This is a genomic window from Rhodococcus sp. 21391, assembly GCF_016772255.1.
GTDB lineage: Bacteria > Actinomycetota > Actinomycetes > Mycobacteriales > Mycobacteriaceae > Rhodococcus_F > Rhodococcus_F opacus.
This window is the reverse complement of record NZ_CP063781.1, coordinates 1,498,874-1,514,339: the sequence shown is the minus strand read 5'-3', so window position 1 is coordinate 1,514,339 and position 15,466 is coordinate 1,498,874. Positions and strand designations below refer to the sequence as shown.

The following is a 15,466-nucleotide window of genomic DNA, read 5'->3' as shown; positions in this document are numbered from 1 at the left end:
ACTGTCCGAACGGAAAGTTAGCTGCCGTCACGCTGCATCGTGGCCCACAGGCCGGCCGCGTGCAGCTTGCGTACATCGTTTTCGACCTTGTCCCGGGAACCGCTCGACACCACGGCCTTCCCCTCGGAATGGACCTGCATCATCAATTCCGTGGCCTTGGCTTTGCTGTACCCGAAGAGTTTCTGGAAAATGTAGGTGACGTAGTGCATCAAATTCACCGGATCGTCCCACACGACGGTGACCCAGGGACGATCATTGGCTTCATCGATCTCGGCGACCTCCGACTCTGCAGGGGTGACCTGCGGCGATGCCGGCATGGCATCCACGAATGGAGCTGTCGTCGAGCAATGAGCCATGACACCAGGGTACGACGCTCCTCCACTGGGCGACACCGCGGCTTACAGTGGCCGGGTGTCCAGAGACAGCACCGCCTTGTTCACCGACCAGTACGAGTTGACGATGTTGTCGGCGGCCCTCGCCGACGGTTCCGCCCACCGACGCTGCAGCTTCGAGGTGTTCGCCCGCCGGCTCCCCGACGGCCGCCGGTACGGAGTGGTCGGCGGCACCGCCCGTCTGGTTGCCGCGCTGTCGAACTTCCGTTTCGGCGAGCAGGACCTCGAGATCGTGTCCCGCTTCCTCGACGAGGCGACCGTCGCATGGCTGCGTGACTATCGCTTCAGCGGGGACATCGACGGCTACCGGGAGGGCGACTTCTATTTTCCCGGCTCCCCGATCCTCTCCGTCCGCGGAACGTTCGCCGAATGCGTCCTCCTCGAGACGCTGAGCCTGTCGATCCTCAACCACGACAGCGCGATCGCGTCCGCCGCCGCCCGCATGGTCAGCGCTGCCGACGGACGCCCCATGATCGAGATGGGTTCGCGGCGCACCCACGAGGAATCCGCGGTGGCGGCTTCCCGCGCCGCCTACCTGGCGGGCTTCACGGCCACGTCGAATCTGGAGGCGGTCCGCAGGCACGGAGTACCCGGTGCGGGTACCAGCGCGCACGCGTTCACCCTGTTGCACACCACCCCGGACGGGCCGGACGAGGCGGCGGCGTTCCGCGCGCAGGTCGCGGCACTCGGAGTCGGGACCACGCTCCTCGTCGACACCTACGACATCACCGCAGGCGTCAAGACCGCCGTCGAGGTGGCGGGCCCCGGTCTCGGGGGTGTCCGGATCGACTCCGGCGATCTGGGTGTGCTGGCCCGGCAGGTCCGCAGGCAACTCGACGACCTCGGTGCGACCGGGACGAAGATCGTCGTCTCCGGCGACCTGGACGAATACGCCATCGCCGCATTGCGGGCCGAACCGGTGGACGTCTACGGCGTCGGCACGTCCGTCGTCGTCGGCTCCGGCGCGCCGACCGCCGGAATGGTCTACAAACTCGTCGAGGTGGACGGCATCCCCGTCGAGAAGAGGAGTAGCAACAAGGCGTCGCGGGGCGGCACCAAGCGGGCGCTGCGATCCGCCCGTGACACCGGAACCCTGGTGGAGGAGGTCGTGTACTCGGCCCACTCGGACGCACCAGGCTCGGCCGGCCTCGAGACGCGGGAACTGCTGGTCCCGCTGGTGCGGGGCGGTGAGACCGTCTGCGACACGACTACCCTGGAAGACAGCAGATCCCTCCTGGCGGCGGGCCTCGTCAGCCTGCCCTGGGAGGCCCTGAAGCTCTCCCACGGCGAGCCCGCGATCCCGGTGCGCTTCGCCGAACCCGAACCCAGGAGGGCACCATGACCGACATCGAGAACACCGACCTCCGGCGGGCGCTGCTCGTGGTCGACGTCCAAAACGACTTCTGCGAGGGCGGCTCCCTCGCCGTCGACGGCGGTTCCGCGGTCGCCGCCGCGATCAGCCGCTTCCTGGCGGCGACCGAGTACGACGCCGTCGCGGCCACGATCGACCACCACATCGACCCGGGCCACCACTTCTCCGACGAACCGGACTACGTCGACACTTGGCCGGTGCACTGCAAATCGGGAACGTCCGGCGCGGACTTCCACCCCGACCTCGACCTGAGCGGCATCGAATCGGTGTTTTCCAAGGGCGAGTTCTCGGCGGCCTACTCGGGCTTCGAGGGCAAGAACTCCGACGGCCAGAGCCTGGAGAAATGGCTGCGTGCGGCCGGAGTCACCGAGGTCGACGTCGTGGGGATCGCCACTGATCACTGCGTGGTCGCGACGGCTCTCGACGCCGTGGCCGCCGGGTTCCCGACGCGCGTCCGCCTCCCCCTCACCGCAGGCGTCGCCCCCGCGACCGTCGAGGCCGCGATCACCGCGATGCGGGCCGCCGGGGTGCGCCTCGTGGGCCGCGACGCAGACACCCCCTCGGACCGCGTGACGATTTCTGACGTAGGTCCCGAGTAACCTGCTCGGGTGCCTGAAAACCTCCCCAACGTCCCCGAGCTGTTGCGCACGGCGGTGCGGTCGCTGGGCGGTGCCGAGCGGTCCAACCAGCTGACCATGGCTTCCGCCGTCGCGCATTCGATCGACACCGGGGAGCATCTGGCCGTCCAGGCCGGGACGGGCACCGGCAAGTCCCTCGCCTATCTGGTGCCGAGCGTCCGGCACGCGGTGCAGAGCGGGAAGACGGTCATCGTCTCGACGGCCACCATCGCACTGCAGCGTCAGCTGATCGACCGCGACATGCCGCGGCTCGCGGACGCGCTCGCGGGTTCACTCGGACGGCGACCGCACTTCGCGATCCTCAAGGGCCGCAACAACTATCTGTGCATGAACAAGATCCACACCGGGTCCGCCGAGGAGCCTCCCACGGACGAGCTGTTCGACCCGTTCGCGGTGTCGCGGCTCGGACGGGAGGTCCAGCGCCTCACCGAGTGGTCCTCGGACACCGAGACCGGCGACCGCGACGACCTGGCCCCCGGAGTCAGCGACAAGGCGTGGCGCCAGGTCAGCGTCACCGCCCGGGAATGCCTCGGCAAGTCCCGCTGTCCGGTCGGCGAGGACTGCTTCGCGGAGCGCGCCCGCGCGGAGGCCTCGCAGGTCGACGTCGTGGTCACCAACCACGCCCTGCTCGCCATCGACGCCATCACCGGGATCGCGATCCTCCCCGAACACGACGTCGTGGTCATCGACGAGGCGCACGAACTGGTCGACCGCGTCACCAACGTCGCCACCGCGGAGTTGGCGGCGTCGACGATCAGTGCCGCGGCGCGGCGCTGCGCGAAGCTCGTCGAGGAGCAGGACGCAGACCGTCTCGAGGCCGCGGGCGAAGGCTGGGCGGCACTGCTCGAGGAGTTGCGGCCGGAACGGTGGGAGGCGTTGCCGCCCGGCGCGGCCCCCGCCCTCGCCGCTGTTCGCGACGCCGCCTGGTCGCTGCGCACGGCCATCGGCCCGTCCCGCCCCGGTATGGCATTGAGCGACCCGGAGGCCGCGGCGGCACGCAACACCGCACTCGCGTCGGTCGAGGAGGTGCACGACAGCGCCGTCCGCGTTCTGAGCGCCTTCGACGAGCCGGATCCGGCCAAGCGTCACGACGTGGTGTGGCTGGCCGCCGACGACAACCGCGGGTCGATCCGCCGGGTGGTGCGGATGGCGCCGCTGTCAGTCGGCGGGCTGCTGCGTTCCCGGCTGTTCGCCGAATCGACCGTGGTCCTGACGTCCGCCACGCTGACCGTGGGCGGGTCGTTCGACGGTCTGGCCGTCAACTGGGGACTTCCGGCCGAATCGTCCGTCGTGATCGATCCGGCGATGGCCACCGGCTCCGAGGCGCCGTCCGATTCGGGCACTCTCAAATGGAATGCCCTCGATGTCGGGTCGCCGTTCGACCATGCCCGTGCCGGCATCATCTACATCGCGAAGCAGCTTCCGCCGCCGGGGCGGGACGGCCTGTCCCCCACGTATCTCGACGAGATCGCCGAGCTCGTCGAGGCGGCGGGTGGGCGCACGCTGGGATTGTTCTCGTCGATGCGGGCCGCGAAGGCCGCGTCCGAGGCGATGCGCGACCGGCTCGACACCCCGATCCTGTGCCAGGGCGACGACTCGACGGGCGCTCTCGTCCGTGCGTTCGCCGGAGACGAGCCTACGTCGCTGTTCGGCACGCTGTCGCTGTGGCAGGGTGTCGACGTGCCGGGCCCGTCCCTGAGCCTCGTGATCCTCGACCGCATCCCTTTCCCCCGCCCCGACGACCCGTTGCTGGTCGCCCGGCAGAAGGCCGTCGAGTCGCGCGGCGGAAACGGGTTCCTTTCCGTCGCAGCCAATCACGCGGCGCTGCTGCTCGCCCAGGGCGTGGGACGTCTGCTGCGCAGCGTCGACGACAAGGGTGTGGTGGCCGTCCTCGATCCGCGGCTCGCCACCGCCCGCTACGCCGGGTATCTGCGGGCCTCGCTGCCACCGTTCTGGGAGACGTCCGATCCGGAAGTCGTGCGGAAGGCGCTGGGACGGATCCGCGATTCGCGCCCCTGAACCGCTGCGCAGACTGAGTCGGACAGCGGATCGGTGCGCACCTATGCTCGACCGATGGACCTTGCGATCTCAGTCCGCGGACTCACCAAGAAGTTCGGCGAAGTCCTCGCCCTCGACGGCCTCGATCTGGAGGTGAAGTCGGGTGAGGTGCACGGATTCCTCGGCCCCAACGGCTCGGGCAAGTCCACGACGATCCGGGTGCTCCTCGGTCTGCTGCGCGCCGACGGCGGTTCGGCGTCCGTTCTCGGTTCCGATCCGTGGCGTGATTCCGTTCCCGTGCATCGGCGACTCGCCTACGTTCCGGGTGACGTGAACCTGTGGCCCAACCTGTCCGGTGGCGAGGCGATCGACCTCCTCGGGCGGCTGCGCGGCGGGCTGGATCCGGTCCGTCGCGCGTCGCTGATCGAGCGGTTCGAACTCGACCCCACCCGCAAGGGCCGCACCTATTCGAAAGGCAACCGGCAGAAGGTCGCCCTCGTGGCGGCGCTCGCCGCCGACACCGAACTCCTCATCCTCGACGAGCCGACGTCGGGCCTGGACCCGTTGATGGAGGCGGTGTTTCAGGAGTGCATCACCGAATTCGCCCGTAGCGGACGCACAGTGCTGTTGTCCAGCCACATCCTCGCCGAGGTCGACGCGCTGTGCCACGCCGTCACCATCATTCGCGCGGGCAGGACCGTGCAGGCGGGAACGCTTTCCGAACTGCGCCATTTCACCCGTACCACGGTGACGGCGACCACCCGGATCAGGCCCACTCCCATCGCGAACGTCCCCGGTGTGCACAACCTGCGGAAGGGTGAGGATGCGAACACGGTGACGTTCGACGTCGATTCCGATCAGATCGATCCGGTCATGACCACGTTGACGGGGCTGGGCATCGTCTCGATCACCGCCAACCCGCCGACACTCGAGGACCTGTTCCTCCGTGAGTACCTCGACGAGGTCGAGGCACTCGGGATCGGACGGCCGCAGTGAGCCGACTGAGCGGAACGGGGGTGCTCGCCGAATTGGCGGTGCGCACCGACCGGGTCCGGATTCCGGTGTGGACGGTCGCGGTGGCGGGCCTCACCGTCCTGATCGCGTCGAGCTATTCCACCATCTACCCGACCGCCGAATCCCGGCAGGCCCGTGCCGAACTCATCTCGTCCCCGGCCGCCACGGCACTCGCCGGGCCGGGGTACGGCCTGGACGACTACACGCTCGGTGCGATGGTCGCCAACGAGATCGCCGGCATGACGATGGTGGCCGTGGCGATCATGTCGGTGCTGCTGGTGACGCGGCATCTGCGGACGGAGGAGGAGACCGGGCGCACGGAACTGGTACGCGCCGGCGTCGTCGGGCGGTATGCGGGAATCACGGCGGGGTTGATCTCCGCGGCGCTCGCCAATGTGTTCGTCGCGCTTCTGCTCGTCATCGGGCTGCTCGCCGTGGGTCTGCCTCCGGCAGGTTCGCTGAACATGTCCGCGGGTGTGCTGGTGGCGGGTCTGGTGTTCACCTCGCTGTCGGCGCTGGCGTCCCAGTTCACCGAGCACGCCCGCACTGCAAGCGGTGTCGGGATCTCCGCGATCACCGTCGCGTATCTGCTGCGTGCGGTGGGCGACGTGCAGCAGGGACACAGCGGGAGCCTGCTGACGTGGGTGTCGCCGATCGGCTGGTCGCAGGCCACTCGCGCCTACGTCGACGAACGGTGGTGGCCGTTGCTGATCGGCATCGTCGCGGCGGCGCTGACCGTCGGGTGCGCGTATGCCGCCATCGGTCGACGGGACGTCGGGGCGGGGCTCCTCGCGCCGCGGGGCGGGCGCGCCGAGGCGTCCCCCCGCCTGACCGGTGTCACCGCGCTGGCGGCGCGTCAGCAGCGCGGCCAGATCCTCGCCTGGGGTGTCGGCGTGTTCGCGCTGTCGCTGCCGATCGGTTCACTCGGCAGGCAGATCAGCGACCTCATCGACCAGGATCCCGATCTCGCACAGCTGCTGCCGGGTGGCGCCGCGGCGGCCGCGGACGGTGCATTCGCCCTGTATCTGGTGTTCTTGGTGGTGATGGCGGCGATGTACGTCGTCGGTGCCGTCATATCCGTCCGCTCGGAGGAATCGTCCGGTCGCGCCGAGGAGGCACTGGCCACCCCGGTGTCCCGCACGTCGTGGCTCGGTGGCCAGCTGGCCGTGATCGCCGGTGCGGCCGTCGCGATCACGGCGGCGGCAGGGGTCGGCATGGGGATCACCGCGGCGTTCACGCTGTCCGATGCGGGCGCGCTCGGCCGGTTGATCGGCGCGGCCCTGAACACCGTGCCGGCAGTGCTGGTGATCGTCGGTGCGTGCGCAGCCGTCTATGGCCTGATTCCACGCGCGCTGCCGGCGTTGTGGGCCTTCCTGGGCTACGTTCTCGTCGCCGGAATGTTCGGGGAAGTGCTCCCGGACCGGTTCGGGGTGCTCTCCCCCTTCCACTACACGCCGACCCTGCCTGCCGAGAGTTTCTCGGCGACTCCCCTCGCGGTGCTGCTGCTTCTCGCAGCGGCCCTGTTCCTCGCGGCCGTCACCGGATTCCAGCGCCGGGACGTCGGCTGGTGACGGCTCGGTAGCGCCGGTCAGGGGTTCGGCACCGTCACCAGACCCAGCTCCGACGGGTCGACGAGCAACCGATGGTGCGGAAGGACCCGCACCGTGTATCCGACCGACCCCGACAACGGCAGGGCCAGGTCGGCGACGAACAACTCCCCCGACTCGTCCGATGCGGAATGGGTCATCGGGACCGTGACGATGTCGGTGAGCTCCTCGTCCGGTCCGGCCTTTCCGATCACGGCCTGCACGGTGACGTCCGAGACGGACAGTTCGCCGAGGCGGATGCGGGCGCGGAGCACCAGATTGGCGCCGATCTCGGGGGTGTCGGGCAACCCCGCGCCGTCGACCTGCAGGACCGCCACCGACGGCCAGGCGGCCTCGACGCGGCGACGGAACGCGGCGAGTTCGCGGGCGCCGGCGAAGTTCTCCGCCGCCACCGTCCGGGCCGATTCGGCGGCGGGCGCGTAGTACTGGACGGCGTAGTCGCGCACCATCCGCGATGCAAGCACCTTGGGCCCGAGATTCTGCAGGGTGTGACGGACCATCTCCACCCAGCGCACCGGCAGGCCGTCCGCGCGGTCGTAGAACCTCGGCAGGACGGCGCGCTCGAGCAGTTCGTACAGTGCGCTGGCCTCGAGGTCGTCACGCCGTGCCTCGTCGACGACGCCGTCGGCGGTGGGGATGGCCCAGCCGTTCTCGCCGTCGAACATCTCGTCCCACCAGCCGTCCCGGATCGACAGGTTCAGTCCGCCGTTGAGAGCGGACTTCATACCCGACGTGCCACACGCCTCCAGCGGGCGCAGCGGGTTGTTGAGCCACACGTCGCAACCCCAGTAGAGGTACCGCGCCATCGACATGTCGTAGTCGGGAAGGAAAGTGATGCGGTGCCGGACGTCGGCGGCGTCGGCGAATCGCACGACCTGCTGGATGAGGGCCTTCCCGCCGTCGTCCGCGGGGTGGCTCTTCCCGGCCACCACCAGCTGCACGGGACGCTTTTCGTCGAGGAGGAGGGCGCGGAGCCGCTCGGGGTCGCGCAGCATCAGCGTCAGTCGCTTGTAGGTGGGCACCCGCCGGGCGAAGCCGACGGTGAGCACGTTCGGGTCGAACACCTCGTCCGTCCAGCCGAGTTCGGCGGACGTCGCACCGCGTTCGATCCAGGACGCGCGGACCCGGCGGCGCACTTCCTCGACCAGTTTTCCGCGCAGCGCGTTGCGGGTCGACCACAGTTCCTCGGCGGACAGGTCCTGCAGCCGCTCCCAGCCGCGGGCCTCCTCCACCAGTTCGGGGCCCAGGATGCGGGTGGCGAGATCGATCCATTCGGGTGCGGCCCAGGTGGGCGCGTGGACACCGTTGGTCACCGAGCCGATCGGCACCTCCTCGGCGTCGAATCCCGGCCACAGCGGCTGGAACATCTCGCGGCTGACGATGCCGTGCAGCTTGGACACACCGTTGGCCCGTTGCCCCAGCCGCAGGCCCATGTGGGCCATGTTGAACACGGCCGGATCCGATTCGCGGCCGAGTCCGAGGATCCGGTCGATCGTCAGCCCCGGCAGCAGCGAGGATTCGTTCGCAGCGTTGTCGCCGCCGAAGTAGTGCCGCACGAGGTCGGCCGGGAACCTGTCGATTCCCGCAGGAACCGGGGTGTGGGTGGTGAACACCGTGCCGGCCCGGACCGTGGCCAGCGCCTCGTCGAAGTCGAGTCCGCCGGTGGTGACCAGTTCACGGATCCGCTCGATGCCGAGGAAACCTGCATGTCCCTCGTTCATGTGGAAGACGGCGGGATCGGGCAGGCCGTAGGCGTGGGTGTAGGCGCGCACGGCACGGACACCGCCGATGCCGGCGAGGATCTCCTGCTTGATGCGGTGGTCCTGGTCGCCGCCGTACAGACGGTCGGTGACGCCCCGCATCTCGGCGTCGTTCTCCGCGATGTCGGAGTCGAGCAGCAGCAGCGGGACGCGCCCCACCTGGGCGATCCACACGCGGGCGCGCAGAACCCGGCCACCGGGGATCGCGACGTGGACTAGGACGGGCGCCCCGTCCGACGACTGCGGCCCGGACTCGGTGAGCAGGCGCAGCGGCAGGCCCTGCGGGTCGTGCGGCGGGTAGTGCTCGGCCTGCCAGCCGTCCGCGGTCAGTGACTGCCGGAAGTAACCCGAGCGGTACAACAGGCCGACACCGATCAGCGGCAGGCCCAGATCGGACGCCGCCTTCAGGTGGTCGCCTGCGAGAATTCCCAGACCGCCGGAGTAATTGGGCAGCACTTCGCTGACCCCGAACTCCATTGAGAAATACGCGATCCCACCGTCCAGCGACACGCCCTTGGCCTGCTGGTTCTGATACCAGCGGGGGCGGGACAGGTAGTCGTCGAGGTCGGCGGCCGCGGCGTCGAGCCGGGCCAGGAACGCGACGTCCTCGGCCAGTTCGTCCAGGCGGGCCGGATCGACCTCACCGAGCATCCGGACCGGGTCGAACTGCACCTGCCGCCACAGTTCCTCGTCCAGCAATCCGAACAGTTCCTGCGTGGCCGGATGCCACGACCAGCGAAGATTGGTGGACAGCGGACCGAGGGCAGCGAGCCGCTCCGGAAGGTGGGCTCGGACAGTGAACCGACGCAAGGCTTTCACCTCGCGAACGATAACGCACCGCGGGCGCCGTTGCGCCGTGTCGGGGCGGGTGGACGTCAGATCTCCAATACGGACAGGAACCGGTCGACTCCATTACGGTTGAACGGGCGGCCCAGCCCACGAGCCGCCGGCAACTTCCGGCTATGGAACGGAGCCCAGTGTGACAGGTCGACTCGGTATCGACGACGTGGAACCGAACATCGGGTGCGGTCGCTACCCCGCCAAGGCCGTTGTGGGTGAGGTGTTTCCCGTCCAGGCAACCGTGTGGCGTGAAGGTCATGACGCCGTGGCCGCCACGCTTGCGGTGCGGGGACCGCGCAGTGCGGCGTCGGGCGGCTCGGCGACCTTCCGCATTCCGATGACCGGCGGTCCGGTGCCCGACACCGTCGACGGTTCCTTCACCCCGACCGGCGAGGGCATCTGGACGTTCCGGATCGAGGCCTGGAGCGATCCGCTCACCACGTGGAAGCACGCGGTCGAGGCCAAGCTGGCAGTGGGACAGGGGCCGGCCGAACTGGCCAACGACCTCGAGATCGGTGCGCGGTTGTTCGAGCGAGCCGCGAAGGGCGTCCCCCGCGCGGACCGCTCGCGGCTGGCCGGGGTCGCGGCGTCGCTGCGTTCCGACCGTCACCTCTCCGAACGTGTGGCCCCGGCGTTCGGGTCCGACGTCACCGAACTGCTGCGCGCACATCCGCTGCGCGATCTCGTCACGAAGAGCGAACCGCACACCGTGCTCGTCGATCGCACGCGCGCCCTGTTCGGGTCCTGGTACGAGTTCTTCCCGCGATCCACCGGCGGCTGGGACGAGAACGGCAAGCCGCGGCACGGTACGTTCGCCACGTCCGTGGCTGCGCTTCCCCGCATCGCGTCGATGGGATTCGACGTGGTGTACCTCCCACCCATCCACCCGGTCGGCAAGATCAACCGGAAGGGCCCCAACAACACACTGACCCCCGGCCCCGACGACGTCGGTTCGCCGTGGGCCATCGGCTCGGACGAGGGCGGCCACGACGCGATTCATCCCCAACTCGGGACGATGCGCGATTTCAAGGCGTTCATCGCTGCCGCCAAGAAGCTGCACATGGAGGTGGCGATCGACCTGGCCCTGCAGGCCGCACCCGACCATCCGTGGGCGAAGAAGCACCCCGAATGGTTCACCGTGCTCCCCGACGGCACCATCGCCTACGCCGAGAACCCGCCGAAGAAGTACCAGGACATCTACCCGGTCAACTTCGACGACGACCGCGACGGCATCTACGCGGAGGTCCTGCGGGTCGTCCGGCACTGGGTTGCGGCGGGCGTCAAGATCTTCCGGGTCGACAACCCGCACACCAAGCCGCCGGACTTCTGGGAGTGGCTGATCGCCGAGGTCAAGAAATCGGATCCGGACGTCCTGTTCCTGTCCGAGGCGTTCACCCGTCCCGCACGGTTGTACGGTCTCGCCCGCCGCGGTTTCACCCAGTCCTACACGTATTTCACGTGGCGGACCGCGAAGTGGGAGCTGACGGAGTTCGGCAAGGAGATCGCCGCCAAGGCCGACGAGGCGCGCCCCAACCTGTTCGTCAACACCCCGGACATCCTGCACGAGAGCCTGCAGACCGGCGGCCCGGGAATGTTCGCCCTGCGCGCCGCGCTGGCGGCCACCCTGTCCCCCACGTGGGGGGTGTACTCGGGATACGAACTGTACGAACATGTTCCGCTGCGAGTGGGCAGTGAAGAGTACCTCGACTCCGAGAAGTATCAGCTGCGTCCCCGCGATTTCGAGGGTGCCGCCGCGCGCGGCGAGTCCCTCGAACCGTGGATCACCGCGCTCAACCGGATCCGCAGGCAGCATCCGGCGCTGCAGCAGTTGCGCAACATCCATTTCCACCACGTCGACAACGACGCCCTGATCGCCTATTCCAAGTTCGACGCCACCACCGGCGACGCCGTGCTGACGGTGATCAATCTCAACCCGTACGGCGCCGAGCAGGGCAACGTGTGGCTGGACATGCCCGCGCTGGGCCGCGACTGGCACGACCACCTGACCGTGCTCGACGAGGTCACCGGGGAGCAGTATCACTGGGGGCAGGCCAACTTCGTGCGCCTGGAACCCTGGCGCGCGGTGGCCCATATCCTGGCATTACCGTCGATCCCCTATCCGGCCAGAACGAAACTGGCCTACCGCGGAGGTACATAGTGACCGTCGAACCGCCTGTCGCCATCGCACCCGACGCCGCCGACCTCGACCTGCTGTCCCGGGGCGAGCATCACAACCCGCACTCGGTCCTGGGCGCGCACCCGCACCCCGACGGCACGGTGATCCGCGCACTGCGCCCCCACGCCGAGGCCGTCGACGCCGTCATCGGTGGGACGAGTTTCTCGCTGGAACACCTGGCGCACGGTGTGTGGGGGGCACTCGTCCCGTACCGGGATCTGATGGACTACCGGCTGTCCACGACGTGGCCCGGTGGTCACAACGACGTCTCCGCCGACGGGTACCGGTTCCTGCCCACGCTCGGCGAACTCGACCTGCACCTGTTCGGTGAGGGCAGGCACGAGCGGCTGTGGGAGATCCTCGGCGCGCACCGCCGCCGCTACGACACCCCCGACGGCACCGTCACCGGCACCTCGTTCGCCGTGTGGGCTCCCAATGCCCGCGGGGTGAGTGTGATCGGCGATTTCGACGGATGGAGTGGGCGGAACTTCCCGATGCGGGTGCTCGGCTCCACCGGGGTGTGGGAGTTGTTCGTTCCCGGTATCGAGGCCGGTGACCTGTACAAGTTCCGGGTCCACGGACCGGACGGCACCGTGCGCGACAAGGCCGACCCCATGGCCTTCGCCACCGAGGTCCCTCCGGCTACCGCGTCCCGGGTCTCGGTGAGCACGTACGAATGGAACGACGCCGACTGGCTGGCGCAGCGCGCGGCCACCGAGCCGGCGCAGTCCCCGATGAGCGTGTACGAGGTTCACCTCGCTTCGTGGCGGCCAGGCCTGAACTACCGCGAGATGGCCGAACAACTCGCGGCCCACATCACGGAGACGGGATTCACGCACGTCGAACTGCTGCCGGTCGCCGAGCACCCGTTCGGCGGTTCGTGGGGGTACCAGGTCACGTCGTACTACGCGCCCACCTCACGGTTCGGCTCCCCCGACGACTTCCGGTGGTTCGTCGACCACCTGCACTCGGCCGGCATCGGGGTCATCGTCGACTGGGTACCGGCCCACTTCCCCAAGGACGAGTGGGCGCTGGCACGTTTCGACGGCACACCGCTCTACGAGCACAGCGATCCTCAGCGCGGCGAGCAACTCGACTGGGGAACGTACGTGTTCGATTTCGGGCGGCGCGAGGTCCGCAACTTCCTCGTCGCGAACGCGCTGTACTGGCTCGACGAGTTCCACGTGGACGGTCTGCGCGTCGACGCGGTCGCGTCGATGCTCTACCTCGACTATTCGCGGCCGGAGGGCGGTTGGACGCCGAACATCCACGGCGGCAGGGAGAACCTCGAGGCCGTCGCCTTCCTGCAGGAGACCAACGCCACGGTCCACAAGCAGCACCGCGGGGTCGTCACCATCGCGGAGGAGTCGACGGCGTGGCCGGGTGTCACCCGCGCGACCAATGTCGGCGGTCTCGGTTTCAACATGAAATGGAACATGGGGTGGATGCACGACACCCTCGGATTCATGGCGCACGATCCCGTCCACCGCAGCTATCACCATCACGAGATCACGTTCTCCCTGATGTACGCGTGGAGCGAGAACTATCTGCTGCCCATCAGCCACGACGAGGTGGTGCACGGCAAGGGCACGCTGTGGACGCGGATGCCCGGCGACGACTACGCGAAGGCCGCCGGTGTACGGGCCCTGCTGGCGTACATGTGGTCGCACCCCGGTAAGCAACTGCTGTTCATGGGTCAGGAATTCGGACAGACCGCGGAGTGGTCCGAGGAGCGCGGACTCGACTGGTACCAGCTCGACGACCCGTACACCGGCGGTTTCCACCGCGGTCTGCTCCGGCTCGTTCACGACCTCAACGCCACCTACCGCGAGCACCCGGCGTTGTGGACTCTCGACACGTCACCGGGCGGGTTCTCCTGGATCGACGCCAACGACACCGCGAACAACGTCCTGAGCTTCCTGCGCTACGGCACCGATGGGTCGATCCTGGCCTGCCTGTTCAATTTCTCGGGTTCGCCGCACGCGAATTATCGTGTGGGCTTGCCAGAACGGGGCGAATGGCGTGAAATTCTCAACACCGACGCCGAGATCTACGCGGGATCGGGTTGGGGAAATCTCGGTGCGGTGACGGCAACGTCGCAGCCGTGGCACGGCCGTCCCGCCTCTGCAGAGGTGGCACTGCCCGCGAACGGCGCGATCTGGATGAGTCTGGAGCGTTGATGAAGGCACGGCCTTGCTGACCCGACGTCGGCAGTGGGCTGCGAGCGTGGGCGTTCTGGCCGTGGCCGCGGTCGTCCTGTCCGGGTGCACGCGGTCGGTGGACGGCGAGGCCGCGTCCATCTACGACGATCCGTTCAAGGTGGCTGGGCTGGATGCCACGTCGGGTCCGAGCGGTGCCCGCAAAGGCGTGGCCGACGCCGACGTGCCCGTCACCGGCACCGACGGCGGTGAGATCGACACGATGGCCGCCAACGCGGTGAGCGACATCGAGGATTACTGGCGCACCGAGTTCCCGGCGTTGTTCCAGCGCAAGTTCGAGCCGGTCGAGGAACTGATCTCCTGGGATCCGCGCGAGTCCGACGGCCCGCGGTTCTGCGGGGACAGCACCGAGGAACTCCTCAACGCCGGCTACTGCAGCACGGACCACACGATCGGCTGGGACCGGGCGCTGCTGCTGCCCGAGGTCGTGGAGAAGTTCGGCGTCGTCGCCGCCGTCTTCGTTCTGGCACACGAGTACGGGCACGCCGTGCAGACGAAGGCGGGAATCGCCGACGAGAACGTGGGCGGTGGCATCGTGCGGGAACAGCAGGCCGACTGCTTCGCGGGGGCGTTCATGCGGTACATCGCGGAAGACAAGGCGACCCATTTCACGCTGAACACGTCGGACGGGCTGAACAAGGTACTGGCGTCGGCGGTGGCGATCGGTGACAGCGACCCGAACGATCCCGACAACGTGCACGGCTCGGCGTTCGAACGCGTCACCGCCACCCAGATCGGATTCACGGACGGTCCGGCGTCCTGCACGCGCATCGACGAGAAGGAGATCGACTCGCGCCGCGCGGATCTGCCTCAGCGGTTCGCCGACGAGAGCGACGACGGCGAACTCCCCGTCACCGAGGAGGCGCTCGAGGCGTTCTTCACGTCCTTCCAGCAGATCTTCGATCTCAGCGATCCCCCGACGCTGCAACTCGACGGCGCCGACCTCGACTGCGCGGACGCCGACGCGACCGAACCGGTGTCGTACTGCCCGGCCACCAACACGATCGGGGTGAGTGTCGACGCCCTCGCCGAACGCGGCACACCGGGCCGCCCGGGCAGGCGGGAACTCTTCCAGACCAAACTCACCGGCGACTACAACGCATACGTCCTGCTCGCCTCGCGGTACACCCTGGCGTTGCAGCGGGACCGGGGCAACGATCTGCACTCACCCCAGACCGCGCTGCGAGCCGCCTGCCTGTCCGGCGTCATCACCAGCGCGTTGAGCCCGGACAGTCCCGCCACCCTGGAGGCGGGCAGCGTGTGGCTGTCCCCCGGCGATCTCGACGAGGCCGTGTCGGGGCTGCTCACCGACGGACTCGCCGCCAGTGACGTCAACGGGGAGACCGTTCCCAGCGGATTCTCCAGGGTCGACGCGTTCCGCACCGGAGTGCTCGGCGGCGAGCAGGCCTGCGAGGGCCGGTACCGCTGACCGTCCCACCACCCGATCGCC

The 15,466-nt window shown here is 68.7% G+C and carries 10 protein-coding genes; 8 read left to right on the top strand and 2 right to left on the bottom strand.

The annotated features are described in order from the left end of the window. Positions 1–17: 17 nt before the first annotated feature. A complete protein-coding gene (clpS, locus tag GO592_RS07120; protein WP_039950843.1) occupies positions 18–356 on the bottom strand; it encodes an ATP-dependent Clp protease adapter ClpS in 339 nt (112 codons plus the stop codon). Here clpS and GO592_RS07115 point away from each other — a divergent pair. The 5 genes from GO592_RS07115 to GO592_RS07095 are packed head-to-tail and all read left to right on the top strand — an operon-like array spanning position 355 to position 6,985. After that, the gene (locus GO592_RS07115) at positions 355–1,734 is read left to right on the top strand and encodes a nicotinate phosphoribosyltransferase (protein WP_007296573.1); all 1,380 of its coding nucleotides are present in this window, start codon (positions 355–357) and stop codon (positions 1,732–1,734) included. The genes clpS and GO592_RS07115 overlap by 2 nt on opposite strands. Next, a complete protein-coding gene (locus tag GO592_RS07110) occupies positions 1,731–2,363 on the top strand; it encodes an isochorismatase family protein (protein ID WP_007296572.1) in 633 nt (210 codons plus the stop codon). The genes GO592_RS07115 and GO592_RS07110 overlap by 4 nt, the downstream gene beginning before the upstream one ends. A gap of 9 nt (positions 2,364–2,372) precedes the next feature. Further along, positions 2,373–4,421: an ATP-dependent DNA helicase gene (locus tag GO592_RS07105; RefSeq protein WP_007296571.1), complete on the top strand. Its 2,049-nt coding sequence runs from the start codon at positions 2,373–2,375 to the stop codon at positions 4,419–4,421. A gap of 54 nt (positions 4,422–4,475) precedes the next feature. Continuing rightward, entirely contained in the window at positions 4,476–5,396 is a 921-nt protein-coding gene (locus GO592_RS07100; protein WP_007296570.1) for an ABC transporter ATP-binding protein, read from the top strand. Beyond that, a complete protein-coding gene (locus tag GO592_RS07095) occupies positions 5,393–6,985 on the top strand; it encodes an ABC transporter permease (RefSeq protein ID WP_157234204.1) in 1,593 nt (530 codons plus the stop codon). Before GO592_RS07100 ends, GO592_RS07095 begins: the two co-directional genes overlap by 4 nt. A 17-nt stretch (positions 6,986–7,002) precedes the next feature. Here GO592_RS07095 and glgP read toward each other — a convergent pair whose 3' ends face one another. After that, positions 7,003–9,600: an alpha-glucan family phosphorylase gene (gene glgP / locus GO592_RS07090; protein WP_007296568.1), complete on the bottom strand. Its 2,598-nt coding sequence runs from the start codon at positions 9,598–9,600 to the stop codon at positions 7,003–7,005. 160 nt (positions 9,601–9,760) lie between these two features. Here glgP and GO592_RS07085 point away from each other — a divergent pair, with 160 nt between their 5' ends. From GO592_RS07085 to GO592_RS07075, 3 genes are read left to right on the top strand one after another with little or no spacing between them, the layout of a single operon-like run. Beyond that, the gene (locus GO592_RS07085; RefSeq protein WP_007296567.1) at positions 9,761–11,779 is read left to right on the top strand and encodes a maltotransferase domain-containing protein; all 2,019 of its coding nucleotides are present in this window, start codon (positions 9,761–9,763) and stop codon (positions 11,777–11,779) included. Further along, a complete protein-coding gene (glgB, locus tag GO592_RS07080) occupies positions 11,779–13,977 on the top strand; it encodes a 1,4-alpha-glucan branching protein GlgB (RefSeq protein ID WP_007296566.1) in 2,199 nt (732 codons plus the stop codon). The genes GO592_RS07085 and glgB overlap by 1 nt, the downstream gene beginning before the upstream one ends. A gap of 46 nt (positions 13,978–14,023) precedes the next feature. Then, positions 14,024–15,445: a neutral zinc metallopeptidase gene (locus GO592_RS07075; protein ID WP_005567784.1), complete on the top strand. Its 1,422-nt coding sequence runs from the start codon at positions 14,024–14,026 to the stop codon at positions 15,443–15,445. The last annotated feature ends 21 nt before the right edge of the window (positions 15,446–15,466 follow it).

What these genes read in the sequence shown, in the direction of transcription:
- GO592_RS07115 (WP_007296573.1), top strand. Translation starts at nt 355, where the DNA reads ATGACACCAGGGTACGACGCTCCTCCACTGGGCGACACCGCGGCTTAC.
- clpS (WP_039950843.1), bottom strand. Translation starts at nt 356, where the DNA reads ATGGCTCATTGCTCGACGACAGCTCCATTCGTGGATGCCATGCCGGCA.
- GO592_RS07110 (WP_007296572.1), top strand. Translation starts at nt 1,731, where the DNA reads ATGACCGACATCGAGAACACCGACCTCCGGCGGGCGCTGCTCGTGGTC.
- GO592_RS07100 (WP_007296570.1), top strand. Translation starts at nt 4,476, where the DNA reads ATGGACCTTGCGATCTCAGTCCGCGGACTCACCAAGAAGTTCGGCGAA.